The 23,801-nt window shown below is 66.5% G+C and carries 21 protein-coding genes; 14 read left to right on the forward strand and 7 right to left on the reverse strand.

The genetic code is table 11. The annotated features are described in order from the left end of the window. Positions 1–125: 125 nt before the first annotated feature. The 5 genes from LB518_RS20720 to LB518_RS20740 all read left to right on the forward strand — a co-directional run bounded on the left by LB518_RS20720 (position 126) and on the right by LB518_RS20740 (position 6,439). On the forward strand, positions 126–1,562 hold the full coding sequence (locus tag LB518_RS20720) for an amidase (RefSeq protein ID WP_502845859.1): 1,437 nt from the start codon (positions 126–128) through the stop codon (positions 1,560–1,562). Further along, positions 1,559–3,064, forward strand: a complete 1,506-nt coding sequence (locus tag LB518_RS20725) for an ABC transporter ATP-binding protein (protein ID WP_224579716.1) — start codon at positions 1,559–1,561, stop codon at positions 3,062–3,064. The genes LB518_RS20720 and LB518_RS20725 overlap by 4 nt, the downstream gene beginning before the upstream one ends. Beyond that, complete coding sequence (locus LB518_RS20730) at positions 3,064–4,113, forward strand: ABC transporter permease (protein WP_224579751.1); 1,050 nt, start codon at positions 3,064–3,066, stop codon at positions 4,111–4,113. The genes LB518_RS20725 and LB518_RS20730 overlap by 1 nt, the downstream gene beginning before the upstream one ends. Beyond that, entirely contained in the window at positions 4,110–5,054 is a 945-nt protein-coding gene (locus tag LB518_RS20735; protein ID WP_224579717.1) for an ABC transporter permease, read from the forward strand. The genes LB518_RS20730 and LB518_RS20735 overlap by 4 nt, the downstream gene beginning before the upstream one ends. Before the next feature lie 92 nt (positions 5,055–5,146). After that, positions 5,147–6,439 (forward strand): flavin-containing monooxygenase, encoded by a 1,293-nt coding sequence (locus LB518_RS20740; protein WP_224579718.1) that lies wholly within the window; start codon positions 5,147–5,149, stop codon positions 6,437–6,439. Here LB518_RS20740 and LB518_RS20745 read toward each other — a convergent pair whose 3' ends face one another. From LB518_RS20745 to LB518_RS20760, 4 genes are all read right to left on the reverse strand, one after another. Next, a complete protein-coding gene (locus LB518_RS20745) occupies positions 6,440–7,525 on the reverse strand; it encodes an NAD-dependent epimerase/dehydratase family protein (RefSeq protein WP_224579719.1) in 1,086 nt (361 codons plus the stop codon). After that, positions 7,522–8,289, reverse strand: a complete 768-nt coding sequence (locus LB518_RS20750) for an alpha/beta fold hydrolase (protein WP_224579720.1) — start codon at positions 8,287–8,289, stop codon at positions 7,522–7,524. Before LB518_RS20750 ends, LB518_RS20745 begins: the two co-directional genes overlap by 4 nt. 121 nt (positions 8,290–8,410) lie before the next feature. Next, positions 8,411–9,253 carry a sugar phosphate isomerase/epimerase family protein gene (locus LB518_RS20755; protein WP_224579721.1) on the reverse strand — a complete coding sequence of 281 codons (843 nt, stop codon included), beginning with the start codon at positions 9,251–9,253 and terminating at the stop codon, positions 8,411–8,413. Between the two features lie 39 nt (positions 9,254–9,292). After that, complete coding sequence (locus tag LB518_RS20760; protein WP_224579722.1) at positions 9,293–10,546, reverse strand: cation:proton antiporter; 1,254 nt, start codon at positions 10,544–10,546, stop codon at positions 9,293–9,295. A gap of 135 nt (positions 10,547–10,681) precedes the next feature. Here LB518_RS20760 and gnd point away from each other — a divergent pair, with 135 nt between their 5' ends. Both gnd and LB518_RS20770 read left to right on the forward strand, forming a co-directional pair. Beyond that, positions 10,682–11,659 carry a phosphogluconate dehydrogenase (NAD(+)-dependent, decarboxylating) gene (gene gnd / locus LB518_RS20765; protein WP_224579723.1) on the forward strand — a complete coding sequence of 326 codons (978 nt, stop codon included), beginning with the start codon at positions 10,682–10,684 and terminating at the stop codon, positions 11,657–11,659. A gap of 109 nt (positions 11,660–11,768) precedes the next feature. Continuing rightward, the gene (locus tag LB518_RS20770) at positions 11,769–12,032 is read left to right on the forward strand and encodes a DUF2171 domain-containing protein (protein ID WP_224579724.1); all 264 of its coding nucleotides are present in this window, start codon (positions 11,769–11,771) and stop codon (positions 12,030–12,032) included. A gap of 138 nt (positions 12,033–12,170) precedes the next feature. Here LB518_RS20770 and LB518_RS20775 read toward each other — a convergent pair whose 3' ends face one another. From LB518_RS20775 to ade, 3 genes are read right to left on the reverse strand one after another with little or no spacing between them, the layout of a single operon-like run. Further along, positions 12,171–13,226 carry an ADP-ribosylglycohydrolase family protein gene (locus LB518_RS20775; RefSeq protein ID WP_224579725.1) on the reverse strand — a complete coding sequence of 352 codons (1,056 nt, stop codon included), beginning with the start codon at positions 13,224–13,226 and terminating at the stop codon, positions 12,171–12,173. A gap of 27 nt (positions 13,227–13,253) precedes the next feature. Further along, complete coding sequence (locus LB518_RS20780; protein ID WP_224579726.1) at positions 13,254–14,153, reverse strand: carbohydrate kinase family protein; 900 nt, start codon at positions 14,151–14,153, stop codon at positions 13,254–13,256. A 2-nt stretch (positions 14,154–14,155) separates the two neighbouring features. Continuing rightward, a complete protein-coding gene (ade, locus tag LB518_RS20785; protein ID WP_502845860.1) occupies positions 14,156–15,901 on the reverse strand; it encodes an adenine deaminase in 1,746 nt (581 codons plus the stop codon). A gap of 127 nt (positions 15,902–16,028) precedes the next feature. Here ade and LB518_RS20790 point away from each other — a divergent pair, with 127 nt between their 5' ends. From LB518_RS20790 to LB518_RS20820, 7 genes are read left to right on the forward strand one after another with little or no spacing between them, the layout of a single operon-like run. Further along, positions 16,029–16,712 (forward strand): isochorismatase family protein, encoded by a 684-nt coding sequence (locus tag LB518_RS20790; RefSeq protein WP_224579727.1) that lies wholly within the window; start codon positions 16,029–16,031, stop codon positions 16,710–16,712. Next, complete coding sequence (locus LB518_RS20795) at positions 16,712–18,829, forward strand: hydantoinase/oxoprolinase family protein (RefSeq protein WP_224579728.1); 2,118 nt, start codon at positions 16,712–16,714, stop codon at positions 18,827–18,829. Before LB518_RS20790 ends, LB518_RS20795 begins: the two co-directional genes overlap by 1 nt. Then, a complete protein-coding gene (locus LB518_RS20800) occupies positions 18,826–20,583 on the forward strand; it encodes a hydantoinase B/oxoprolinase family protein (protein ID WP_224579729.1) in 1,758 nt (585 codons plus the stop codon). Before LB518_RS20795 ends, LB518_RS20800 begins: the two co-directional genes overlap by 4 nt. Beyond that, on the forward strand, positions 20,580–21,176 hold the full coding sequence (locus tag LB518_RS20805; RefSeq protein WP_224579730.1) for an amino acid synthesis family protein: 597 nt from the start codon (positions 20,580–20,582) through the stop codon (positions 21,174–21,176). Before LB518_RS20800 ends, LB518_RS20805 begins: the two co-directional genes overlap by 4 nt. Beyond that, positions 21,173–21,874, forward strand: coding sequence for a GntR family transcriptional regulator (locus tag LB518_RS20810; RefSeq protein WP_224579731.1), 702 nt, complete (start codon positions 21,173–21,175; stop codon positions 21,872–21,874). The genes LB518_RS20805 and LB518_RS20810 overlap by 4 nt, the downstream gene beginning before the upstream one ends. After that, a complete protein-coding gene (locus tag LB518_RS20815) occupies positions 21,871–22,872 on the forward strand; it encodes an NAD-dependent epimerase/dehydratase family protein (RefSeq protein ID WP_224579732.1) in 1,002 nt (333 codons plus the stop codon). The genes LB518_RS20810 and LB518_RS20815 overlap by 4 nt, the downstream gene beginning before the upstream one ends. Then, the gene (locus LB518_RS20820; protein ID WP_224579733.1) at positions 22,869–23,735 is read left to right on the forward strand and encodes an alpha/beta hydrolase; all 867 of its coding nucleotides are present in this window, start codon (positions 22,869–22,871) and stop codon (positions 23,733–23,735) included. Before LB518_RS20815 ends, LB518_RS20820 begins: the two co-directional genes overlap by 4 nt. Positions 23,736–23,801: the final 66 nt, after the last annotated feature.

Raw genomic sequence — 23,801 nt, forward strand, 5'->3', positions numbered from 1 at the left:
TGGCCGGGCCTGACCGGCAATGACAGGCTCGCTTTCAGCGGCTGCGCTAAGGCCCCCTCAAAAAAGGCTGGATTGCCGGGCCAAGCCCGGCAATGACAGCGTTGAGAATCCACGGGACGCGAGTCGTGACAGATCATCCAGAGCCTGACGACGGCGCCGCGCTCGCCGAGGCAATCCGTTCCGGCCGAACAACTGCCGGGGCCGCCATGGACGCGGCCCTTGCCCGGGCAGATGAGGCGAAGGCCCTCGGAGCGATTTCGCATCTCGCCGAAGCGCTCGGGCGCGAGGGCGCTGCCACTGTTGATGCCGGATTGAAGCGGCGGCCCAAATATTTCCGCCTGAAGCCGTTCACCGGCGTGCCGTTCCTCATGAAGGATCTTGGCGCCGCGGCGGAGGGGTTGCCAGTTGTCTGCGCGTCAGCGGCGCTGCCCTCGATACCGGCTGAAAAGGACGCAGAGCTCGCCCGCCGTTTCAAATCGGGCGGTCTGGTCCCCTTCGGCGTCACGACCGTTCCCGAATTTGGCCTCTCGCTGTGCAGCGAGCCGGCAATCGGCCCGATTGCGCGCAATCCCCTCGACCCTTCGCTCACGCCCGGCGGTTCGTCGGGCGGAGCGGCGGCGGCGGTCGCGGCGGGGATCGTTGCCCTCGCCCATGCCACCGATGCCGGCGGTTCGACGCGCGTTCCGGCCGCCTGCTGCGGGCTTGTCGGCCTCAAGCCGACGCGCGGCGCCATGCCCGGCGGGCCGGACTTCGGCAATCATATCGGCGGCATTGCAGCCGAACTCGTCGTCAGCAGGTCGCTGCGCGATACGGCGCTGGCCCTCGAACATTTCTCCGGCAGCGGCGAGGGCTATTTCCCCGATCCCGATCTCGATCTGCCGCTCTCAGGGAGCCTGGACGAAGCTGGTACGCCGCTGAAGATCGGCATCGTTCTTGATGTGGCCGAGGGCCAGGCGATCGAGCCATCCCGCCGCGATGCTGTGGCTCATGCCGGCGACGTTTTCTTGCGCGCCGGCCATGCGCTCGTCACGATAGACCCGGCGCGCCTTGCGCCGCTCGCTCGCGATTCCGAAATGGTCTTCGACCGGATCATCTGCACCAACCTCGCCCGCAATATGCCCGACCTTTCGAAGGTCGAGCGGCTGACGGCGGCCGTGGCACGGCGCGGCCTTGAGATGACCGCCCGCGACTATCAGGAAGCCGAGCTGGCTGCCGTCCGCGTCGCGCATGCGCTCTGGCGGCTATTCGACGAGGTCGACATCTTGCTGACGCCGATGCTGTCGGGTCCACCGCTGCCAATCGGCGCCTTCCCGTTCGATCATGACGATGTCGCGCTGCAATGGCGGCGGATGAGCGACTTCGCGCCCTATGCCATGCTCGCCAATGTCGCCGGTACCCCGGCCCTCACGATCCCGCATGGCACGGATAGCGCCGGACTGCCGCTACCGGTGCAGTTGATCGGGCCGATGGCCAGCGACGGGCTGCTGCTCCGCCTGGCCCGCCTGCTGCAAAGCGCTGTGCCTTGGTCGTATGGCACGACAATCGCGGGCCTCGCATCGTGAGCGCGCCGCCTGTCCTTCGGCTGGAAGGGATCACCAAGCGCTTCGGCGCACTGACCGCGAATGACGATATCACGCTGGAGCTTCGGCAGGGCGAATTGCTGGCGCTTCTCGGCGAGAACGGCGCCGGCAAGACGACGCTGATGAACATTCTGTTCGGACATTACACGGCCGATTCCGGCCGCGTCATCGCCTTTGGCCGGGAACTGCCGCCCGGCAAGCCGCGCGCCGCGATCGAGGCGGGCATCGGCATGGTCCACCAGCATTTCGCGCTCGCGGCAAACCTGACCGTGCTCGAAAACGTCATCGCTGGCACGCGGCCGCTTGGCGCCCTCGGCCTTGGCAGTGCCGCGGCGCGCGAGAAACTCACCGCCCTCTCCGCGAAATTCGGCCTTGCGGTGCATCCTGACGCCCGCGTCGGCGATCTCTCGGTTGGCGAGCGGCAGCGCGTCGAGATTCTGAAATCGCTCTATCGCGACGCCAAAGTGCTCATCCTCGATGAGCCGACCGCCGTGCTGACGCATCAGGAGGCGGAACAGCTTTACCACACGCTGCGCGGCATGGCCGAACACGGCCTGTCGATCATCTTCATCTCCCACAAGCTGCATGAAGTCCTGGCCGCTGCCGACCGCGTCACGGTGCTGCGCGGCGGCAAGGTCGTAGCCGAGCGGCGCGCCAGCGAGACGACCAAGGATGAGCTCGCCGAGCTGATGGTCGGCCGCCGCGTCGCGCGCCCCCGCCGCGAAAGCCAGGCACCGGGCGCCATTGCCCTCAAGGCCGCCCGCGTCGATGTCGGCACAGCGCTGAAGGCCATCGATTTCGAGGTCCGCGCCGGCGAGACGCTCGGTATCATCGGCGTTTCCGGCAATGGGCAACACACGCTGGTGCGCCTCGTTTCGGGTCTCGAACGGCCAAGCGCCGGCAGCCTTGAACTTTATGGCGCGCCGGCCCAGCGCCCGACGCCGCGCGGTTTCGTCGCCGCCGGCATTGGCCGCATTCCCGAGGATCGCCACGCCGATGGCGCTGTCGGCGAGATGGCGGTGTGGGAGAATGCCGTTCTCGAGCGCGTGCGCGAGCCGCGCTTCTCGGCCGCCGGTCTTGTGCGCCGCGCCGCTGGCCGCGCCTTTGCCCGCGAGGTCATCGAGCGCTTCGACGTGCGCGGCGGCAGCGAGGACAGTCCGATCCGTCTGCTGTCCGGCGGCAACATGCAGAAGCTCATCCTTGGCCGCAATCTCGCAGAAAGCCCGCGCATCCTGATCGCCGCCCAGCCGACGCGCGGCCTCGACGAAGGCGCCGTCGCGGCGGTTCATGGCGAGATTCTGGCCGCCCGGCGGGCAGGAACAGCCGTGCTGCTCATCTCGGAGGATCTCGACGAAATCCTTGCGCTGGCTGATCGCGTGCAGGCGATCGTCAAGGGAAGGCTCTCGCCACCGATCCCCATCGAGAAAGCCGATCCGCGTCGCCTCGGGCTGATGATGGCGGGAAGCTGGGAGGATGCAGCGTGATCCGCTTCGAACGCCGCACCCACGTGCCCTTTTCCCTCCGCCTCGCCGCGCCGATCGCCGCCGTTTTCGTGGCGCTCGCCTTCGCAGGCATCCTGATCGCGATCGCCGGTGCTCCAGTGCTGGAAGCCTACCGGCGCATGTTGATCGGCGCGTTCGGCTCGCGCCTCGCCATCACCGAGACGCTGACCCGCACGGCGCCTCTCATCCTCACCGGCCTTGCGGCTGCCGTTGCGTTCCGCGCGCGGCTCTGGAACATCGGCGCGGAAGGACAGTTTCTCGTCGGCGCACTCGCTGCCGCCGCGCTCGGCTCGCAGCATGGGCTGCATCTGCCGCCCGTGCTGCTGATCCCGGCGCTGATGCTGGCCGGTGCCGTCGCAGGCGCGCTGCTTCTGCTCGGGCCGTTGGCACTGCGCCTTCGCTTCGGCGTTGACGAGGTGGTGACGACGCTGTTGCTGAATTTCGTCGCCCTGCTGTTCGTCTCGATGATGATCGAGGGCGCGCTCAAGGATCCGCTCGCCTTCGGCTGGCCGCAATCCGTTCCCGTGGTGGCGGATGCCATGCTGCCGAAGCTCGTGGCGCGGTCCCGGCTTCATATCGGGCTTCTCGTCGCCATCGGGCTCGCCGTGGTCATCGCGCTGGTTCAGGCGCGAACCGTGTTCGGCATGGAAAGCCGCGCGGCGGGGCTCAATCCGGCCGCGGCGCGCTTTGCCGGCGTTTCGCTGACGTGCGTCCTCGTCAAGGTCGCGTGCATTTCGGGCGGCCTTGCGGGGCTTGCTGGCGCCATCGAGGTGCTGGGCGTCAAGGCCTATGTCACCACCGACCTCTCGCCCGGCTTTGGCTATACCGGCATTGTCGTTGCCATGCTGGCGGCGCTCAATCCGATCGGCGTCGTCTTCGCCGCGCTGTTCGTCGCGACAATGTTTGTCGGGGCGGATTCGATGAGCCGCGCGCTCGGCGTGCCAAGCTTCATCGCCGACGTCATCGTCGCCCTGTCGCTGCTGGCGATGCTGGTCGCCCTGTCGCTTGCCAACTACCGGATCCGCCGATGATGGACGTTCTCGACATCTTCGCCTCGGCAGGCCTCTGGGCTGCGGTCCTGCGCATCGCGACGCCGCTGATCTTCGGAACGCTGGGCGCGCTCATTTCGGAGCGGGCCGGCGTCCTCAATCTCGGCATCGAGGGCATCATGACCTTCGGCGCGATGATCGGCTGGATGACGGTCTATCACGGCGGCGATCTCTGGCTCGGCCTTGCCGTTGCGGCGTTGTCCGGTGCTGTGTTCGGCCTGCTGCATGCCGCGCTCACCGTGCCGCTCGGCCTGTCGCAGCATGTGACGGGCCTCGGCATCACGCTGTTCGCCTCCAGCCTGTCCTACTTCATCTTTCGCCTCGCGGTTCCCGTCTCCGGCTCGCCGCCGACGATCGTTCCGTTTCAGGTGATCAAGATTCCGGTGCTGTCCGACCTGCCATTCCTCGGCGAGGCGGTATTCAGCCAGACGGCGCCGACCTATCTCGCCATCGCGCTTGCCCTCGTCATCGCCTATGCGCTGGCCCGCACGCCACTCGGCCTCGCGGTCAGGATTGTCGGCGAGAACCCGCATGCAGCGGAAGCGCAGGGTATCAATCCGATCCGCGTGCGCATCGGTGCGGTGGTGTTCGGCAGCGCCCTCATGGCGATGGGCGGCGCCTTCCTGACGCTCGCCGCCTTCAATTCCTTCTTCCCGACCATGGTGCAGGGTCGCGGCTGGGTCTGCATCGCGCTGGTCGTGTTCGCCTCATGGCGGCCGGAACGCGCGCTCGGCGGCGCGCTGCTCTTCGCGCTTTTTGATGCCTACCAGCTTCGTTTGCAGCATGTCGTCGGCAAGGCGATCCCCTATCAGCTTTTCCTGATGATCCCCTACATCATGTCGATCCTGGCTCTGCTCGTCATGGCGCGGCGGGCCCGCGTGCCGCAGGCGCTGATGCAGCCCTTCCGCCGCGGCGAGCGTTGACATCGGCCGGGAGACACGCGAAGCCCTCAGCACGCACGTCGCTCTTGGGAGGGAGCATCTTGGGAGGGAGCATCTTGGGAGGGAGCACTGCCATGCCGAGAATCGCCGTCATCGGCGCTGGTCCCTCGGGCCTTGCGACCCTCAAGACGCTGGCCGATGCCGGGCTGACGGACATCACCTGCTTCGAGGCCCAGCCGGAGCTCGGCGGCAACTGGGTGTTCCGCGACACGACGGGCCATGCCAGCGTCTATGAGACGACGCACATCATCTCCTCGAAGCGGCTGTCGCAATATTCCGATTTTCCGATGCCGGCGGACTATCCGGATTTCCCCTCGCACCGACAGATGCTGGCCTATTTCGAGGCCTATGCCGCGCGCTTCGACCTCGCGCGCTTCATCCGCTTCAACACCCGCGTCATCCATGCGGCGGCCCTTCCCGGCGATCGCTGGCGCTTGACGCTGGAAGGTCCCGATGGCCGCAGCGAGGACATTTTCGACCGTCTCGTCGTCTGTTCAGGCCATCACTGGGACCCGCTCATCCCCGACTATCCCGGCCGTTTCGACGGCCGAACGATGCATGCGCATGATTATCGCCGCGCCGAGCCCTTTCGCGATCAGCGGGTGCTGGTTGTCGGCGGCGGCAATTCCGCCTGCGATATCGCCGTCGCCCTTTCGCGGGCCGCCAGCCACACCGCGATCAGCTTCCGCCGCGGCTATCACATCGTGCCGAAGATCGTGCTCGGCATGCCCGTCGATGTCGCCTACCGCCGTCTGCGCCATCTGCCCAAATGGCCCCGCCAGCGGCTTCTCGCGCTGATGCTGAAGCTGATCATCGGTCCCTACAAGCGCTACGGGCTGCCGGAGCCTGAGCGGCGCGTGCTGGAAATGCACCCGACTCTAAACTCCGAACTGCTCGATCGGCTGCGCCACGGGACGATCGCGGCAAGGCCGGGCGTCACCAGCTTCGAGGGGCCGAATGTCCGCTTTGCCGATGGCAGCCTCGAAGCCTTCGACACGGTGATCTTCGCAACCGGCTATCGAACCTGCTTCCCATTCTTCGACAACGACCTGTTCGATTTTGCCGAGGCGCTCGAGGTGCCGCTTTATCTGAAGATGATGCCGGCCAACTTCCCGACGCTCGATTTCGTCGGCCTCTTCCAGCCGATCGGCTGCATCTGGCCGCTCGCCGAATTACAGGCGCGCATCGTGGCGTTGCAGGCGACGGGCAAGCTGGCGCGACCGCCCGATCTCGAACGCCGCATTCGCCATGAGACAGAGCATCCCCATTGGCACTTCGAGCGCACGCCGCGCCATGCCATCGAGATCGACGTCTATGATTTCGAGAAGGCGCTGCGAAAGGAACTCGCCGAGGCGCTCGCGGCCTGATCAGGCCGCGTGGCGAAGGTCGGTCCTCGCTGCGAGGAAATGGATCGTCTCGGAAATCGTGGTCGCAACGGGCCGCCAGCGCAGCTGCAGCAGCGCCTCGGCCTTGCCGCGGGCAATCCAGCGCTCCTCGCCGATATCGAAACGCAGATAGCTGAGGATCGAGAAACTGTCGGCGAGACGCCGCGCGCGTTCATCATCGATGGGCCGTGGCACCGGCAACCGCTCGAAACCGCTGGCGCGGATCCGATCAATGAGATCGGTGAGCCACAGCTGGTCAGCGACGGCAAAGATGCGCTCGCCGATCGCGGCGTCCGAGAGCAGCGCGGCGACATGCAGCCAGGCGACGTCACGCACATCAACAAGCGGCAGCAGGATGCGCGGCGCCACGATCGCGCGGCCGAGCAGGATCTCGCGGAAGATGTTGAGCGAGGGCGAGATCGACGAGGTGAGGCCCGGGCCGAAGATGATGCCGGGATTGATCACGGTCGTCTGCAGGCCCCGCTCCGCCGCGACATCCCAGACAGTGCGCTCGGCGACCGTCTTGGCCTCGGCATAGATGGTCATCGGCGCCCGGCCAGGCGTCGACCAGTCCGCCTCGGTGACGACGCGTGCGTCCGGGCGATCGGCACCATAGAGCGAAGCCATGATCGACGACGTCATCACCATGCGGCGAATGCCGGCCGCCGCAGCGGCCTCGACCACCCGGCGCGAACCCTCGCGGGCACAGGCGACAAGCGGCGCCGCATCCTCGGTCAGCACATGCGGCATCGGCGCCGCGACATGAATGAGCGCGTCCTGGCCAGCCATGATCTCGGCCCAGCAGGGCTTGTCCAGGAGATCGCAGGCAACGATCCGGAGACGCGCCGGATCGACACCCGCTGCAGCGAGCTCCGCCGCGAGGCGTTGCGGCTCCTCGCCGGGGCCTGCCGTCGCCGTCACATCGACGCCGCCCGAGGCGAGGATCGAAACGATCCACCCGCCGAGATGCCCGCCGGCGCCCGTCACGACGACGCGGCGCGGCCAGTCGCCCTCGAAACCGCCGGGGCTGGAGGGGACCAGCGAAGCCGGAGGACGGCGCTTCGTCATTTTGCCGAAGACTTGCTGGGCGGCGACTTACTGGCCGGCGACTTTCTTGCCGCCGGCTTGCGACCGAGCGTCTTCAGCACGGCCGTCATGATCTGCTGCTGCACGATCGGGTTTTCGTCCATCGTGAAGTGATTGACGCCCGGCCGGTTGAGCTGCGGATTGTCGCGGATATTGTCGTTGTCGACGCCGGAGCCCTTGGCAGCCAGCGCGGCGCCGAGCCCGTCATTGGCCATGTAGATGTTGAGGTAGCGCTTGACCTTGTCGGAGATCGGCCGCGACGAGGTCGGGTCGACCGTAACGACGAGATCGACCGGCACGCCCTGCTGGCCGAGCACATAGGATGCCTGCAGCGCGGCATTGCCGCCGAGCGAATGACCGATGATGACGATCGGTGCACGCTTGTCCGGATGCAGGTCCGCCTCGGCCTTGATGTCGGCGACGACACCCGGCCAGCCAGTGTGGCCGAGGATGCGCGTCTTCACGCCCTGCGCCTTGAGGCTGTCGTTGAGGCGATCCATGCCGAGCGAGAAGATGCCGAGAAAACCGCGGATGAGATAGACGCTCGCGGCTCGGGTCGGAACCACCGGCTGGCTGGATTTCGGCGCGCGCTTCTTGACCGGGACGGCGCGCGGCGCGGTCGACACCTGCAATGGTTTCGCCTCGGACAAGCCGGCCTCCGGCGGCGGAACCTGACCGGCCATGGCTGCGAGAGGCTGAGCGAGCGCCAGGACGGCACTGACGAGAACCAGAACAGACAGGCGCATGCTCTTCACCACTGAAGCGTTCCCTCCCCCGCATCCGTGATTCGACAGTTAAGATAACGATAGCCGGGGAAAGGGTGCAAGCATCGCGCCCCTATCGCGGAATGCCGATGAAACGTGCTGCTCAGCCGGCCTCGCGTATGATCCTGCTCCAAAGCGCCGTCACCTCTTCCCGCATCATCAACGCGTCGCTCCAGCGGTCGGAAAGATCATTCCCGTCCGGCCCGGCGATCGCATAGGGCTGGGGTCCAAGCTCGCAGACAAAGGATAGTTCCGCGTCATCGGCCGAACGGCGGCGCCAGGAGCGCATGCCGTAGTCCCACCAGCCGAGGAAGAGATCGAGCCACTTGCGGTGATGGGGGAAGGATATCTCGATCTGGACCTGCTCGCGGCTGGCCACCCGTCCGTGCAACGCGAAGGAACTGTCAAGCACACGGTGGATATAGGCGTGGTTTTCATCGCTGACCGGATCGGCAAATTCGCGCCCGACCAGGAAATGCGAGAGATCGGCCAGGAGCTTCAAATCGGGAAAGCGGTCGAGAAGATCGAGCACGAAATAGAGATCCGTGGTCATCCGGTCGCGATGCGTCTCGATATAAACAGGAAAGTCGACCTGCTCGGCAAGCCGCATCCAGCCCTCGATCAGCGGCACGCATTCCGCGATCGTGCGCGGGCGAACATCCGGCTGGATATCGAGATGATGCAGGCCGGTCTCGCTCGCGATTTCGAGCACCGGCTTCAGATCATCGACCGTCTGCGGGAAGCATTGCCCCTCGGCGACCATGCCGTGCGACTTCAGCATCGCGGCGATCCGCTTTGATCGCGCCCGGTCGCGCCAATCCGTCGAAACGCCGTCATAGCGCGCCTCGATGATCATCTCGACGCTCTTCTCGAGCGAACGCTCGAGCCCGTCGGTCTGCCGCCGCTCCATCGCCCAGAGCGACTGCATCACGATCAGCTTCTGCATCCTTGTTCCCTCCCCAGGGTCTTCGTCCTGCGGCCCGCTTCAGTCCTCGGTCCGCAGCAGGCGCCGTACGACGGCCGGCGTCGTCAATCCCTGCACGATGACGGAGAAGATCACGACCGCATAGCAGATGGCGGTCAGCGTCTCCCGATACGGGCTGTCTGGCAAGGCCAGCACGAGCGCGATCGAGATGCCGCCGCGAAGGCCGGTCCAGGTCAGGACACCCACAGCACGGGCCGTGTCACCAACCGGTCGGCGACCAAAGGCAAGCGGCACCGCGACGCTTACGAAGCGCGCCAGCAAGGCGAGCGGAACCGCGGCGAGGACCGGCCATATTCCGGCTGCGCCGATGGGAATCTCGAGGATTTCGAAGCCCATCAGCATGAACAGCAGCGTGTTGACGATCTCGTCGACCATCGACCAGAAATCGTGGATCCGCCGCCGCCAGATCGCGTCGAGATCGCGCTTGGCCTGGAAATGGCAGAGCGTCAGCCCTGCCACCACCACGGCGATCGGGCCGGACAATTCGAGCAGCGCCGCGATGCGGTAGGTCGCGAAGACCAGCGCCAGTGAAACCGTGATGACGAGATGCTGCTCGCGGATGTGCTGCATGGCGAAACGCGCGACGAGCCCGGTGGCAAAGCCGAGCAGCGCGCCGCCGCCGCCATCGACGAGAAACGTCATCACCAGGCGGCCATGGCCGACAACGGATTCGTCTCCCGTCGTCGTCGCCAGCGCCGCAAGATAGAGCACAACCGCGGCGCCATCGTTGAAGAGGCTTTCGCCTGTGATGAGATCGCGGATCTCTGTCGGCATCTTCACCTTGGCGAGCAGTTGCTCGACCGCGACCGCGTCGGTCGGCGCAAGGATGGCACCGAGCACCAGACACCAGGCGAGCGGCACCGAAAGGCCCGCAAAAGCCAGAACAGCCTGGATGCCAAAGGCGAACACCACCATGGCGATGACGACGCCGAAGGTCACGAGCAGGAAGATCGGCTTCGCCCGCCTCCGGAGGCCGGCGGCATCGGTCGTCAGGCTGGTGGCGAACAGCAACAGCGCCAGCACGCCATCAAGCAGGACATAGGAGAGGTCGGCATTGGCGAGACGGGCGCTGGTCCGCGCGGCGACATGGACATGCGGCATCATCCAGGAGGCGGCGATCATGACGAACGAGACGATGAGCGATCCGATCAGCAGCGCGATCACCCGCGGCAGGCGACCGAACCGCTCGTTGATCAGGCCGATTCCGGCCGCCAGCACGAAAAGCAGCGAGATATAGTCGAAACTTGTCAGCATGCCGCTTCCCCGGAGCCCCACGTCGCGGGTCGCTTGCTAGCATGGCGACGACAAAGTCGTCACACCCCGTCAAGATTTTTGCTCTACTCCTGTTCGCTACCACGTCGATCATCGATGACTTGAGAGGAAACAGACATGCAGCTTGGGATCATTGGACTGGGCCGGATGGGCGGCAATATCGCCAAGCGCCTGATGGACAACAGCCACACCACCGTCGTCTATGATCGGAGCGCCGACGCCATCAAGGCCTCCGTTTCTGCCGGCGCCACCGGGGCATCGAGCCTCGAGGACATGGTCGCCAAGCTCGCCAAGCCGCGTGCGATCTGGGTGATGCTTCCGGCCGGCGCGCCGACCGAGGACACGATCACCGCCCTCGCCGCCCTGCTCGAGCCGGGCGATACGCTGATCGACGGCGGTAACAGCTTCTACAAGGACGATATCCGCCGCGCCAAGGCGCTGGCCGAGAAGGGTCTCAACTATATCGATGTCGGCACGTCCGGCGGCGTCTGGGGCCTCGAGCGCGGCTATTGCATGATGATCGGCGGCGACGCCACCGAGGTGATGCGCCTCGATCCGATCTTCGCGACGCTCGCGCCGGGCCTCGGCACCATCGAGCGCACCGCTGGCCGTACCAAGACCGACGATCGCGCCGAGCACGGCTATATCCATGCCGGCCCCGCCGGCGCTGGCCATTTCGTCAAGATGGTCCATAACGGCATCGAATACGGCATGATGCAGGCCTACGCCGAAGGCTTCGACGTGCTGAAGATGAAGAACTCCGATCATCTGCCGCCCGAGGAGCGTTACGACCTCGACATGACCGACATCGCCGAAGTCTGGCGCCGTGGTTCGGTCATCTCGTCCTGGCTGCTCGACCTGACGGCACTGGCGCTCGCCAGCGACGCCGAGCTCGTCAAATATTCCGGCTCCGTCGCCGATAGCGGCGAAGGCCGCTGGACCGTTCAGGCCGCCATCGAGGAAGCGGTTCCGATCCCGGTTCTCGCCACCGCCCTCTTCGCCCGCTTCCGCTCGCGCGAGGAGCACACTTATGCCGACCGTCTTCTCTCGGCGATGCGCTTCGGCTTCGGCGGCCACGTCGAAATCCCGCAATAGGTCTTGAGATGAAAACCGGCGGCGGCCGGGTCGGCCGCCGCCCCGCATTCGGCTCTGCATCCTTCCCGGGTCTGCCACGTTGAAAGGTCCTCAACAGGAGCAAACAACCATGGCCATTGCCACGCAGATCCAGGAACATGCCGACATCATCGGCGCCGATGGCGTCCATGTCGGAACCGTCGACAAGATCGAAGGCGACCGCATCAAGCTGGTCAAGAACGACAGCGGCGAAGGCCATCATCGCGGCCATCATCATTTCATTCCGCTCGGCCTCGTCGCCGATGTCGAAAACGGCACGGTCCGCCTCTCGGCCAATGCCGATGTCGCCGTGACGCTGGAAGAAGAAGAGGGCGGCAGCTCCGTCGAGCAATAGTCTCCGACAGGTCGTTTGCTTGCGGCCGCGTCGCAGCGAAACTGTCATCGCCGGGCTTGACCCGACGATCCAGTCTCATATCGCGGCCGTAAGTCTGGATTGCCGGGTCAAGCCCGGCAATGACAGCGCTTCAAAAGCTCAGCGCGGGGCGACGGCCGCCAGATCCGCAGCGATGGCGCCGAGATCGATGCCGTTGACCAGTTCGAGCGTCGCCATCATGTCATCAGGCGCCTTGAGGCTGTTCGACCAGGCGGCGACCATCGAGCCGGCGATGAGCGCGACCGTATCGCTGTCGGCCCCCTCGTTGGCAGCAGCGACGATCGCCGCGAAAGGATCCGGTCCGACCGTGACGGCAAGTCCGACGGCCGCAGGGACCGCCTCGGCCATCGGCAGGCCCGCGCCGATCACCGCGCCGAGTTCGCTCATGCAGGCCTCGGCGTCGCCGCGATAACGCTCGCCGATGGCGATCGCGAGTTCCATCCGCTTGATCACGCTCGGTCCCGCCGCAAGCCGGCCGCGCGTCGCGGCGAGCCGGTCGCCGGCCTCGGCGCCAGCGAAGGCCGCCTCGGCGAGCGAGAATGCCTTCCCGGTCCGCGACACGCCGCCGGAAAGGCCGATCGCCACGACGGCGGCAACGGCGCCCGCGCCGGCATAAGCGATCTGCGTGTTGTGGGTCGGCGCCGAGAGCGTTGCAGCAACATCCACCGCCCCTTCGATATCACCCGGTCTGATGCAGCCGGCGACTGGAGCCCGCATCGCGGCGCCGTTGGTCGTGCCCATGGCGACGGAGTAGCGCGCGGGCGTCGCGACGACGCGCGGGTCCTCGCCGGCACGCATCCGGTCGATGGCCGCCTGCGTCGAGGGGCCGGCAAATTTGCCGAAGCCGCGCGGATCATCGGCCCAGGCGATCAGCGCCTTGGCGGCATGCTCGATCGTCGGATGGCCGCCCGCTTCGATGATCGCCTGCGCCATGGCGAGAAGCTGCGTCGCATCGTCGGTGAGCGAGCCCGGCACCGCGCCGTTCGAAAAGGGCGCCATCGGCGGCGCCGGCACGAAAGAAGTGATGCGGCCGCCAAACACCTTGAGAATTTCGGCCGGATGCATCGCCTCCGGCGGCGCGCCAAGCGCATCGCCGAGACAGGCAGCCGCCAGCACGAGTTCGATCCGTTCGGCAAGATTGAGCGAGGCGGTCACGCAGTGATGCTCCTTGAGCAGAGGGGGTCAGAGGCCGAGCCGGTCGCGGTCGATCCTGCCGAAGCCGAGAAAATCGGCCGCGACACGGGTCGCGATCCGGGCGGCGGCAAAAAGGCTGTCGCCGCGGTGAAGGCCGAAAGCGAGGCCGGCGAGGAAAGTGTCGCCGGCGCCCGTCGTGTTGAGCGGCTTCACGGGCAATGCGGGGATATGCTCCGTCGCCGCGCCGTCGAATACCCATACGCCTGCTGCCCCGAGCGTGACGCAGATGCGCTGCCCCGAGACGGCGATCGCGCGGGCGAAGCGTTCAGCCCGGTCGAGCAACGGGCCCGTGACCGCCTCGCGCGCCGACCATGCGTCGAGCGTCGTCTGGTTGGAGCAGACGATATCGGCCGCCGCCATGGTGGCCAAGGCCGCGTCCCAGCCGAACACGCTGATGCCCGTCGCCTCGATATCGACGATCGTGGTGGCGCCGTCGGCCCGCGCCCGCGCCAGCACACGCGCCATCTGCGGCGGATCGAAGAAGTTGAGCGTCACGATATCACCGGGCTCGACGGTGAGCCCCTCGCCGAGGCGGCCTCCGAGTTCGGGCGCCGCCGGCGCCAGCACGAGCGCCTTCTCGCCGGTGCGATCGACGATAATGGCGCAGCTTCCCGTCGCGACGCCGGCAAGGCGCGTGATCTCGACGGAAAGACCGGAAATGGCGGACAACTCGGCCACCAGCGCGGCGCCGGTCGGATCGTCGCCGACTGTGCCGTGATAGGTGACGGGGGCGCCGAGCGCCGCCAATGCGCGGGCGACGAACACGCCCTGCCCGCCCACGCCTTCATGGAAGGCGGTCGCGAACATCTTCTCGTCATGGACAGGCAGATGGTCGACCTCGAACACGCGATCCATGTCGGCAGTCGAGAGGCAATGGATGCGCGCCATAGTCAGGCAGGATCCTCGTCAGGGATGAGTTCGAAGCGATCGACGTCGAACATGCCGCGATCGGTGATCTTGAGATGCGGAATGACCGGCAGCGGCAGGAATGCGATCTGCAGGAACGGCTCGGGCAGCGTGCAGCCAAGTCCATAGGCCGCCTCGCGCAGGTGATGCAGCTCGCCACGCACTTCATCGAAGGGAAGGTCCGACATCAAACCGGCGATCGGCAGCGTCAGCTCGGCAATGACGCGTCCCTCGGCCGCCACGACGAAACCGCCGCCGGTCTTGCGCAGCCGGTTGACGGCCACCGCCATGTCGGCGTCGTCTGCGCCGATGACCGTGATGTTGTGGCTGTCATGGCCGACCGACGAGGCGATCGCGCCGCGCTTCAGCCCGAAGCCGGTGACGAAGCCGCGGCCGATATTGCCGTTCCTGCCGTGCCGCTCAACCACCGCGACCTTGACGATGTCACGGGCGAGGTCCGGCACCGACTTGCCGTCCTCGACGGGGAGGATCGCCCGCTCGTGCCGCGTGATGATCAGCCCGGCCGTGACGCCGATCACCGGTCTTTCCTGATTGCCGCGCCGCCCCGAGATGGCGAAGCTCGCAGCCGTCACCTCGGGGGCCTTGACCGAGCCATAGCCGACCGGCGAAACGCTGCCGCGCGCTTCGAACAATGCCTCGTCGACGAGGCGGCCGGCGCTGATCACATCGGAGACGGTGCAAGCTTCGAGATCATCGACCAGCACGAGATCGGCGCGCCAGCCGGGCGCCACGAGCCCGCGATCCTTGAGGCCGAAGGCACGGGCCGCCGACCAGCTCGCCGCGCGATAGACATGATGCAGCGGCCGCCCGCGCGCGATCAGCATGCGGATCAAGCCGTCGAGATGGCCTTCCTCGGCAATATCGAGCGGATTGCGGTCGTCTGTGCAGAGCGCCATGAAGGCCGAGGAGTTCTCGTCGAGCACCTCGGCAAGCGCCGCGAGATCCTTCGACACCGATCCCTCGCGGATCAGCACAACCATGCCCTTGGCGAGCTTCTCGCGCGCCTCGGCCGCCGTCGTCGCCTCATGATCGGTGCGGATGCCGGCAGCGAGATAGCCGTTCAGCGCCATGCCGCGCAAAAGCGGCGCATGACCGTCGATATGCTTGCCCTGGAAAGCGACCAGCTTGGCGATGACATCGGGCGCCGCAGCGAGCACGCCGGGGAAATTCATGAATTCGGCGAGGCCGATGACCTTCGGATGCCCTGCAAAGGGCAGCAGATCGCCGATGAGCAATTCCGCGCCCGCTGTCTCGAACGCCGTCGCGGGGACGCAGGACGAGAGATTGACGCGAAGATCCATCGCGGTCTGCTCGGCGCAATCGAGAAAATAGCGGATACCGGCGGCGCCGAGCACATTGGCGATCTCGTGCGGATCGCAGATCGCGGTGGTGACGCCATGCGGCAGCACGCAGCGATCGAACTCCAGCGGCGTGACCAGCGAGGATTCGACATGGAGATGCGTGTCGATGAAGCCCGGAACGCAGAAACGTCCGCGCCCGTCGATTTCGCTCTTTCCCTGATAACGGCCATGCGTGCCGACGATCCGGTCCGCCACGATCGCAATGTCGGTTTCGGTGATCGCACCCGTGACGACATCAAGCATGCGCACGTCGCGGATAACGAGGTCGGCCGGCTCGAGACCCTGCCCGGCCCTGATCATCCTCGTCAGTTCAACCCCGTCCGTCATGCCGCCCGCGCCCTCACTCATGCAGTCCGGACCCTAGCGCAGCCGGGGCGCCTGTCCAATGCGCCATCTCCGGATGCTGCAGTGCGAACAGGCGTTGACTATGTCATACAATATGCCAATGATGAAGAACCGAGCATGAGGAATTTCGATGCAGCAGGACTTCGAACAGGCATTGCAGACCGCGTTCCGCGAATATGCGGCCTTCTACAAAAGCCGCGGATTCATGCGCCGCCTTGGCTATGGATCGCGTCCGGCGATCGTGAATGTCGATCTCGCCAAGGCCTGGACGACGAAGGGCAGCGCCTTCGCCTGCGACGGCATGGAGGTGATCATCCCCGCGACGCAGAAGCTGATCGCCGCCGGCCGCGCACTGGGCATTCCGATCGTCTACACGACCTGCGCCTATGACATCGTCGAGGGGCCGTTTGCCGATACCGGCCTCTGGGGCAAGAAGATCCCGCTCGAGCATCTGAAGGCGGGCAGCCCGCTTTGCGAGATCGACGAGCGTCTGGAGCGGCGCGAGGACGAACTGCTGATCGTCAAGAAGCGCGCCAGCGCCTTCCAGGGCACGGACCTCGCCGGCTACCTCACCAGCCTCGGCGTCGACACCGTGATCCTCACCGGCGTCACGCTCTCGTCCTGCGTGCGCCTCTCCTGCGAGGATGGGCTCTGGGCCGGCTTCCGGCCGATCGTCGTGCGCGAATGCGTCGGCGACCGCATCGCCGGCGCTGTCGAATGGAATCTCTTCGATATCGACGCGAAATTTGGTGATGTCGAACCGCTCGATGGCGTCCTCGCCTATCTGGGCGGCCTTCAGGCGGGAGCACGCTGATGGCTTCGATCGGCGTCGATGTCGGCGGCACCTTTACTGACCTCGTCCTGGAACGCGATGACGACGGCCCCGGCGGCCGCCGCGTCTTCGTGCACAAGGTGCCCTCAACGCCTGCCGACCAGTCGATCGGCGTCGTCGACGGCATTCTAGCGATCTGCCGCATCGCTGGCCTCGACCCGAAGGCCGTGCGCCGCGTCGTGCATGGCACGACGGTTGCCACCAACATCACGATCGAGAAGAACGGCGCCGAAGTCGGCATGCTGACGACGCGCGGCTTTCGCGACCTGCTGCACATCGCCCGCCACAAGCGCCCGCACAATTTCTCGCTGCATTTCGACGTGCCGTGGCAATCGAGCCCGCTGGTCAAGCGCCGCAACCGCATGTCGATCACCGAGCGGATCATGCCGCCTGACGGGCGCATCGAGACGCCGATCGATCTGGACGAAGTCCGTGCCGCCGCCCGCGAGCTGAAGGCGCGCGGCTGCGAGGCGGTCATCGTCTGCTTCTTGTTCTCCTTCCTGAACGATGCGCATGAACGCGCCGCGCTTGACGTTCTGCGCGAGGAAATGCCCGAGGCGTTCATCTCGGCCTCGTCGGAAGTCGCCAATGTCATCCGCGAGTTCGAGCGCTTCTCGACCACGGCGATGAACGCTTATGTCGGGCCGCGCACCGCGCGCTATCTGCGCAATCTCGAAAAGCGCCTCGCCAGCGAAGGCGTCGATGCGGAACTGCGCATCATGCAGTCGAATGGCGGCATCGGGACGGTGGCCACCTGCTCGGAACGCCCGGTGACGATCCTGATGTCGGGTCCGGCGGGCGGCGTCATCGGAGGCCGCTGGGCCGGCGCGATGTCGGATGTCGACAATGTCATCACGATCGACATCGGCGGCACCTCGGCCGATATCGGCGTCATCGCCGACGGCAATATCCGCATCATGAACCCGCGTGACACGGTTGTCGGCGAGCATCCGGTGCTGGCGCCGATGCTTGACCTCGATACGATCGGCGCTGGCGGCGGTTCGATCGCCTTCCGCGACGAAGGCGGCGCCTTCCGCGTGGGCCCCCGCTCGGCGGGTGCCTCGCCGGGACCGGCCTGCTACGGCAAGGGCGGCACCGAGCCGACCGTCACCGACGCCCATGTCGTGCTCGGCCGTCTCGATCCCGAGCGCTTCCTCGGCGGCGACATGGCCATCGATCCGACGCTTGCCGAAAAGGCGGTGCGCGAGCATATCGCCGAGCCGTTCGGCATGACGCTGATCGAGGCCGCCCTTGGCATCGTCACCATCGTCAACGCCAATATGGCGCTCGCCATCCGTTCGAATTCCGTGGCGCGCGGCTTCGATCCGCGCCGCTTCTCGCTGATGCCCTTCGGCGGCGCCGGCCCCCTGCATGGCGTGGCGCTCGCCGAGGCCGTATCGGCGAAGGACGTCGTCGTCCCGCCGGCACCTGGCATCACCGCCGCGATGGGGCTGCTGGCGACACGCCTTGCCTATGAGTTCACGCGTTCGACGCCGACCCTCATTTCAGGTCCGGCAGCCGGACCGTTCGAGGCCGCCAATCAGACGCTGGACGAACTGGCGGCCCTCGCCGCCGAGCGTCTAGCCGCCGATGGCATCGCAGTCGAGGCGCGCAAGTTCGAGCGCGTCGCCGAATGCCGCTATCAGGGCCAGGGCTTCGAGCTGCGCACGCCCCTTCCCGATGGCCCGATCTCGCCAGAGACCGCCACGGCCATCGCCGACGCGTTCCACGCCGTCCACGAGCGCGATTATGGCTATCGGTTCGACGATGCAGTGATCGAGATCGTCACGTTGCGCGTCATCGGCTTTGCCGAAGTGCCGCCGCTGACCTGGCCCGAACTGCCGGAGGCGGCATCCGCCGACCTGTCGCATGCGCTTCTCTATGTGCGCCCGACAACCTTCGACGACGGCAAGACGGTGGAAACGCCGCGCTATGACCGCGACAAGCTCGCCGCCGGCCATATCGTCCAGGGCCCGGCCATCATCCAGCAGCACAACTCGACCACGCTGGTACCGCCGGGCTTCACCGCCCGCGTCCACCGGTCCGGCAACATCCACATCGCCCGCCAATCGTCTGCGGATATCGGAGCGGCAGCATGAGCATCGATCCCGTCACGCTCCAGGTCATCGGCGGCGCATTGCACACCATCGCCAAGGAAATGGCCTACGTCCTCTACCGGATGTCATTTTCCTCGATCATCCGGGAAAGCGAGGATCTCGGCGCCGGCCTCTTCAACCGTGATTTCGCGACGCTCTGCGAAAGCGACAACACGCCGCTGCATATCGGCTCGATCCCCGGCTATCTGCGCGGCATCGACGCCTCGATGACGACGCCCTGGCGCGAGGGCGACGTCGTCATTCACAACCATCCCTATTTCGGCGCCAGCCACTCGCCCGACATCGCGGTCGTGGTGCCGGTGTTCTTCGAGGGACGCCATGTCGGCTTTGCCGCCAATACGGCGCACCATGTCGATATCGGCTCGGCGACGCCCGGCCTCATCGTCGACATCCAGGACATCTTTGGCGAAGGCATGCTGCTGAAGGCGGTCAAGCTTGTCGAAGGCGGCGTCCGCAACGAGACGGTGTGGAACTATCTCCGCAACAACAGCCGCGTCGGCAAGCAGTTGCAGGATGATCTCGGCGCGCAGATCGCCTCGGCGGAGCTTGGCGCCCGTCGCTTCCAGGAACTCTACGCCACCTATGGCGCCGAGACGGTGGAAGCGGCCTCGGCCGAGCTGATGAACTATACCGAGCGCATGCTGCGCAAGAAGATCGCCGAAATCCCGGACGGCGACTACTACGCCGAAAGCTGGCTCGACGATGACGGCCGCAACCGCAATGTCCGCCTGCCGATCAAGGTCTGCGTGCGCATCCGCGGCGACGAGGCCGAAGTCGACCTGACCGGCTCCTCGCCGCAGGTTCCGACGGCCTTCAATGTGCCATTCGAAGGCTCGACCAAGGTCGCCTGCTATGTCGCCTTCCGCAGCCTGCTGCTCGATGCGGCGACGTCGGCCGTGCCCGTGCCGGCCAATGAGGGTTCGTTCCGGCCGATCAAGGTGACGGCGCCGAAGGGCACGATCTTCAACCCGATCTTCCCGACCGCCGCCTCCGCGCGCTTTTCCCAGTGCAACCGCATGATCGACTGCATCATTCGCGCGCTGTCGCCGGTGCTGCCTGAAACTTCGATCGCCGGTTCCTCGGCCTCGCTCTCCTTCGTCGCCTATTCTGGTCTCCGCCAGAGCGGCGACTACTGGGTGTTCATCGAGGTCAATGAGGGTGCCTATGGCGGCCGCCCACGCTCCGACGGACCGGATTCGATCGACAATCTCATGGCCAATACCCGCAACAATCCGATCGAGGATCTCGGCATGCATCTGCCGATGATCTGCGACCGCTACGAACTGCGCGACGATGTCGAATGCGGCGCCGGCAGGTTCCGCGGCGGCATCGGCGTCGTCAAGGAACAGCGCCTGCTTGAGGGGGGCTGGATGACGCATGAGGCCGAGCGGCACACGGACGCGCCCTGGGGCCTCTTCGGCGGCCATGAAGGGGCGCCTGGCCGCGTCGACATCTTCAATCATGCCGATCGGGAGGGCACGACCGAGGCGCAGCATGCCAAGATCTCGGGCGTCGTGATGAAGCCCGGCGATACCATGGCTTTCTATTCGCCCTGCGGCGGCGGCTTCGGCAATCCGCTGGAGCGGCCGGCGCGTCAGGTGCTGGACGATGTCCTCGACGGCTTCTGCACCCGCGCCTATGCCGAGCGCGCCTATGGCGTCGTCATCGACGAGCGCATGACCCTCGACGATGCAGCCACGGCCGCGAAGCGCCAGGCGATGGCGGTGGCACGATGAGCCTCGTTGCAGCACCGGGCCTGCGCATCCGCCGGCAGTTCCTGATCGCCGAAACGACATCCGCCGAGCAGGGCATCGAGAATGATCGGCCGCTGCGCAAGGTCGCCGTGGTCGCCGTCATCCACAATCCCTATGCCGGAAGCCCGGTCGGCCCGCTCGATGCGTTCATCGCAGCGAGCGCCGCGCTTGGCCGGTCGATGGCCACGGCCGGACTTGCCGCGATGGCGCCTTTCAGCGTCGAGAGCTATGGCAAGGGCGCCGTGATCGGCCTTGGAGGCGAGCAGGAACATGGCATCGCGCTGATCACCACGCCGTTCGGCGACGCGCTGCGCAGCACGATCGGCGGCGGCGCGGCCTGGATCTCGTCCTTTTCCAAGCGGGCGGCACCGGGCGCGACGATCGACATTCCGCTGGCGCACAAGGACGCGCTCTATGTCCGCTCGCATTATGACGGCATGACCGTGCATCTGCCGGACGCGCCGTTGCCGGACGAGGTCGCGATCATCTGCTGCTTCGCCAATCGCGGACGGCTGAACCAGCGCCTCGGCGGGCTCGACGCGGCCGAGATCACCGGCATCGACGGGCTGACATGATGAATGGCGGCCTTTCCCTGCTCTCCGTGCGCCAGCAGGTTTCCGCAGCCATCCGCGCGGCGATCCACGACGGCGAGTTGCCGCCCGGCGCCCGGCTGACCGAGCGACAGATCTGCGAGCGGGCCGGCGTCAGCCGGACAATCGCGCGCGAGGTCGTGCGCGAACTCGAAGCCGAACGTCTGATCGAGAGCAACCGCCGCAACGGCTTCGTCGTTGCCTCGATGAGCCTCAAGGAGATCGGCGATCTCTACGATATGCGCGTGCTTCTCGAAGCGCGCGCCTGCCAGCTTTGCGCCGAGGCGATGACGCCCGAGATCGCCCGCCGGCTCGATCTCGCCATGGCGGCGATCGAAAGCGCCGCCGCCGGCGACGACCGCGAGGCGCAGCGCACCAGCAACACGCTCTTCTACGAGACGATCTTCGAGGCCGCCGACAATGTCGTGCTCGGCCAGATCCTGCATTCGCTGCATGGCCGCATCTCGTTTCTCCGCTCGCGCTCGATGTCGCGACCGGGACGGCCGCAAGAGAGCCTGCGCGAACTGAAAGCCATCCTCGCGGCGCTGAAGGCCGGAGACGGCGCGGCGGCAGCGCGACTGAGCACCACCCATATCGAGGCGGCGCGGAGCGTTGCCCTCGCAGCGCTGGGGGACCATGGCCGCAACGGCCAGGCCTCGGCACGGAAGGACGTCGAAGCATGAGCATTCTGGTCACGGGCGCGAGCGGCTTCGTCGGCCTCAACATCGTCGAGCAACTGCTGCGAGCGGGCGAACAGGTGGTGGCACTCGCCGACCGGCCGCTGCCGCCGATCGCCGCCTTCACCTTTTCGGAACTGCCGGGGCGGCTCACCAATATCTGCGCGGATATTCGCCATCAGGACGGCATCCGCCGCATCCTGGCCGAGCAGCAGGTGACGCGCGTGCTGCATGCCGCCGCGATCACCTCGAATGTCGCGCGCGAGCGGACCGAGAGCGGCCTCGTCGTCGGCGTCAACATGGCTGGCCTTGCTGCTGTCGCCGCCGCCAGCGCCGCGCATGGCGTCGAGCGGTTCGTGTTCGTCTCGTCCAATGCGATCTTCGGCGGCGGCACGCCGGATTACGCGATGCTCGACGAGGACTGGCCGAAGGATCCCGGCAATCTCTACGCCCTCTCGAAATGGACCGGCGAGATGATCCTCGACAAGATCGGCAAGGCCACCGGCCTCGACTGGGTCGCCGGCCGCCTCGCCGGCGTGTTCGGCCCCTGGGAATATCGCACCGGCATCCGCGACACGATGAACCCCGTCTTCCAGGCGAACGGCCTCGCCCTCGCCGGTCTTCCCGCCTTTCTCCCCCGCCCCGGCCGCAGCAACTGGCATTTTTCGCGCGACGCCGCGGCATCGCTGATCACGCTGCTGACCGCCCCGTCCCATCGCCACGCGATCTACAATCTCGGCACGCCCTTCACCTGGTCGATCGGCGACTGGTGCGAACGGCTCGCCGGCCGCTTCCCGGCCTTTCGCTACCAGATCGGCGGCGCGCCCGGCGAGGCGACCGAGATCAACCTCTATGGCGATCATGACGGCGGCATTCTATCCTGGCAGCGCTTCGCCGAGGAGTTCGGCCCGACCGGCAGCCATGATCTCGACGCCGCCTTCGATCATCTGATGGCCTGGCACGCCACGCATCAGTCCTTCGGCCTCGAGCGGAGCAGCGCATGACCCTCGTCTATCGCGATTACGATCAGGACGGCCTCGACAAGCAATATGAGCGGCTCGTCGCCGACGACAGCTATGCGATCTTCGATCGCTGGCGCGCCCGCAGCGATGCCAGCGCCGAGACCCGGCCAGTCATGCTCGACATTCCCTATGGCCCCGCGCCGACGGAAAAACTCGATGTTTTCCCGGCTAAGGACCCGGATGCGCCTGTTCTCATCTATATCCATGGCGGCTACTGGATCTGGAAGGACAAGGCAGATTTCCGCTTCGTCGCCGAGGGCGTGGTCGATGCCGGCGCGACGCTCGTCGTCATCAATTATGCGCTGACGCCGGACCGTGACATGGATGAGATCGTGCGCCAGGTGCGCAGCGCCGTCGCCTTTGTCTGGAAGAATGCCGGCACCAATATTCCCGGCGATCAGGACCGCCTCTTCCTGTCGGGCCATTCCGCCGGCGGCCATTTGACCGCCATCGCCGCCGCGACCGACTGGCCCGCCTTCGATGCTGAATTGCCGGCCGGGATCGTCGCCGGCGGCATCGCCATCTCCGGTCTCTATGATCTCGAGCCGATCCGCCTCTGCTATTTGAACGAGACCGTCGGCCTCGACGCCGCGATGGCCCACCGCAACAGCCCGCTCCACGCCATCCGCCCGGCGATGCCGCCGCTCACCCTCGTCGTCGGCGGCGCCGAATCCGACGAGTTCAAGCGCCAGCAGCAGAGTTTTGCCGAAGCGCTCGCCGCCGCCGGCAACACCGCCGTTTCGGAAGAGGTCGCCGGCCTGCACCATTTCGCCGTCATCGAGACGATCGCCGACCACGGCAGCCAGTTGCAGCGCGCGGTGCTCAGCCGCATCGGGCTCGGCTGAGGCGCGGCGACCGCGCACGGACCAGGGCCGATGGCGCACTGCGGGCGCCGGCCGATTCTGGAGTAG

The organism is Mesorhizobium sp. BR1-1-16 (assembly GCF_020165495.1).
Classification (GTDB): Bacteria; Pseudomonadota; Alphaproteobacteria; order Rhizobiales; family Kaistiaceae; genus Kaistia.

Excerpts from the sequence above, each read along its gene's own strand:
- LB518_RS20735 (WP_224579717.1), top strand. The coding sequence starts at position 4,110 with ATGATGGACGTTCTCGACATCTTCGCCTCGGCAGGCCTCTGGGCTGCG.
- LB518_RS20740 (WP_224579718.1), top strand. The coding sequence starts at position 5,147 with ATGCCGAGAATCGCCGTCATCGGCGCTGGTCCCTCGGGCCTTGCGACC.
- LB518_RS20745 (WP_224579719.1), bottom strand. The coding sequence starts at position 7,525 with ATGACGAAGCGCCGTCCTCCGGCTTCGCTGGTCCCCTCCAGCCCCGGC.
- LB518_RS20750 (WP_224579720.1), bottom strand. The coding sequence starts at position 8,289 with ATGCGCCTGTCTGTTCTGGTTCTCGTCAGTGCCGTCCTGGCGCTCGCT.
- LB518_RS20755 (WP_224579721.1), bottom strand. The coding sequence starts at position 9,253 with ATGCAGAAGCTGATCGTGATGCAGTCGCTCTGGGCGATGGAGCGGCGG.
- LB518_RS20760 (WP_224579722.1), bottom strand. The coding sequence starts at position 10,546 with ATGCTGACAAGTTTCGACTATATCTCGCTGCTTTTCGTGCTGGCGGCC.
- gnd (WP_224579723.1), top strand. The coding sequence starts at position 10,682 with ATGCAGCTTGGGATCATTGGACTGGGCCGGATGGGCGGCAATATCGCC.
- LB518_RS20770 (WP_224579724.1), top strand. The coding sequence starts at position 11,769 with ATGGCCATTGCCACGCAGATCCAGGAACATGCCGACATCATCGGCGCC.
- LB518_RS20780 (WP_224579726.1), bottom strand. The coding sequence starts at position 14,153 with ATGGCGCGCATCCATTGCCTCTCGACTGCCGACATGGATCGCGTGTTC.
- ade (WP_502845860.1), bottom strand. The coding sequence starts at position 15,901 with ATGAGTGAGGGCGCGGGCGGCATGACGGACGGGGTTGAACTGACGAGG.
- LB518_RS20790 (WP_224579727.1), top strand. The coding sequence starts at position 16,029 with ATGCAGCAGGACTTCGAACAGGCATTGCAGACCGCGTTCCGCGAATAT.
- LB518_RS20795 (WP_224579728.1), top strand. The coding sequence starts at position 16,712 with ATGGCTTCGATCGGCGTCGATGTCGGCGGCACCTTTACTGACCTCGTC.
- LB518_RS20800 (WP_224579729.1), top strand. The coding sequence starts at position 18,826 with ATGAGCATCGATCCCGTCACGCTCCAGGTCATCGGCGGCGCATTGCAC.
- LB518_RS20805 (WP_224579730.1), top strand. The coding sequence starts at position 20,580 with ATGAGCCTCGTTGCAGCACCGGGCCTGCGCATCCGCCGGCAGTTCCTG.
- LB518_RS20810 (WP_224579731.1), top strand. The coding sequence starts at position 21,173 with ATGATGAATGGCGGCCTTTCCCTGCTCTCCGTGCGCCAGCAGGTTTCC.
- LB518_RS20815 (WP_224579732.1), top strand. The coding sequence starts at position 21,871 with ATGAGCATTCTGGTCACGGGCGCGAGCGGCTTCGTCGGCCTCAACATC.
- LB518_RS20820 (WP_224579733.1), top strand. The coding sequence starts at position 22,869 with ATGACCCTCGTCTATCGCGATTACGATCAGGACGGCCTCGACAAGCAA.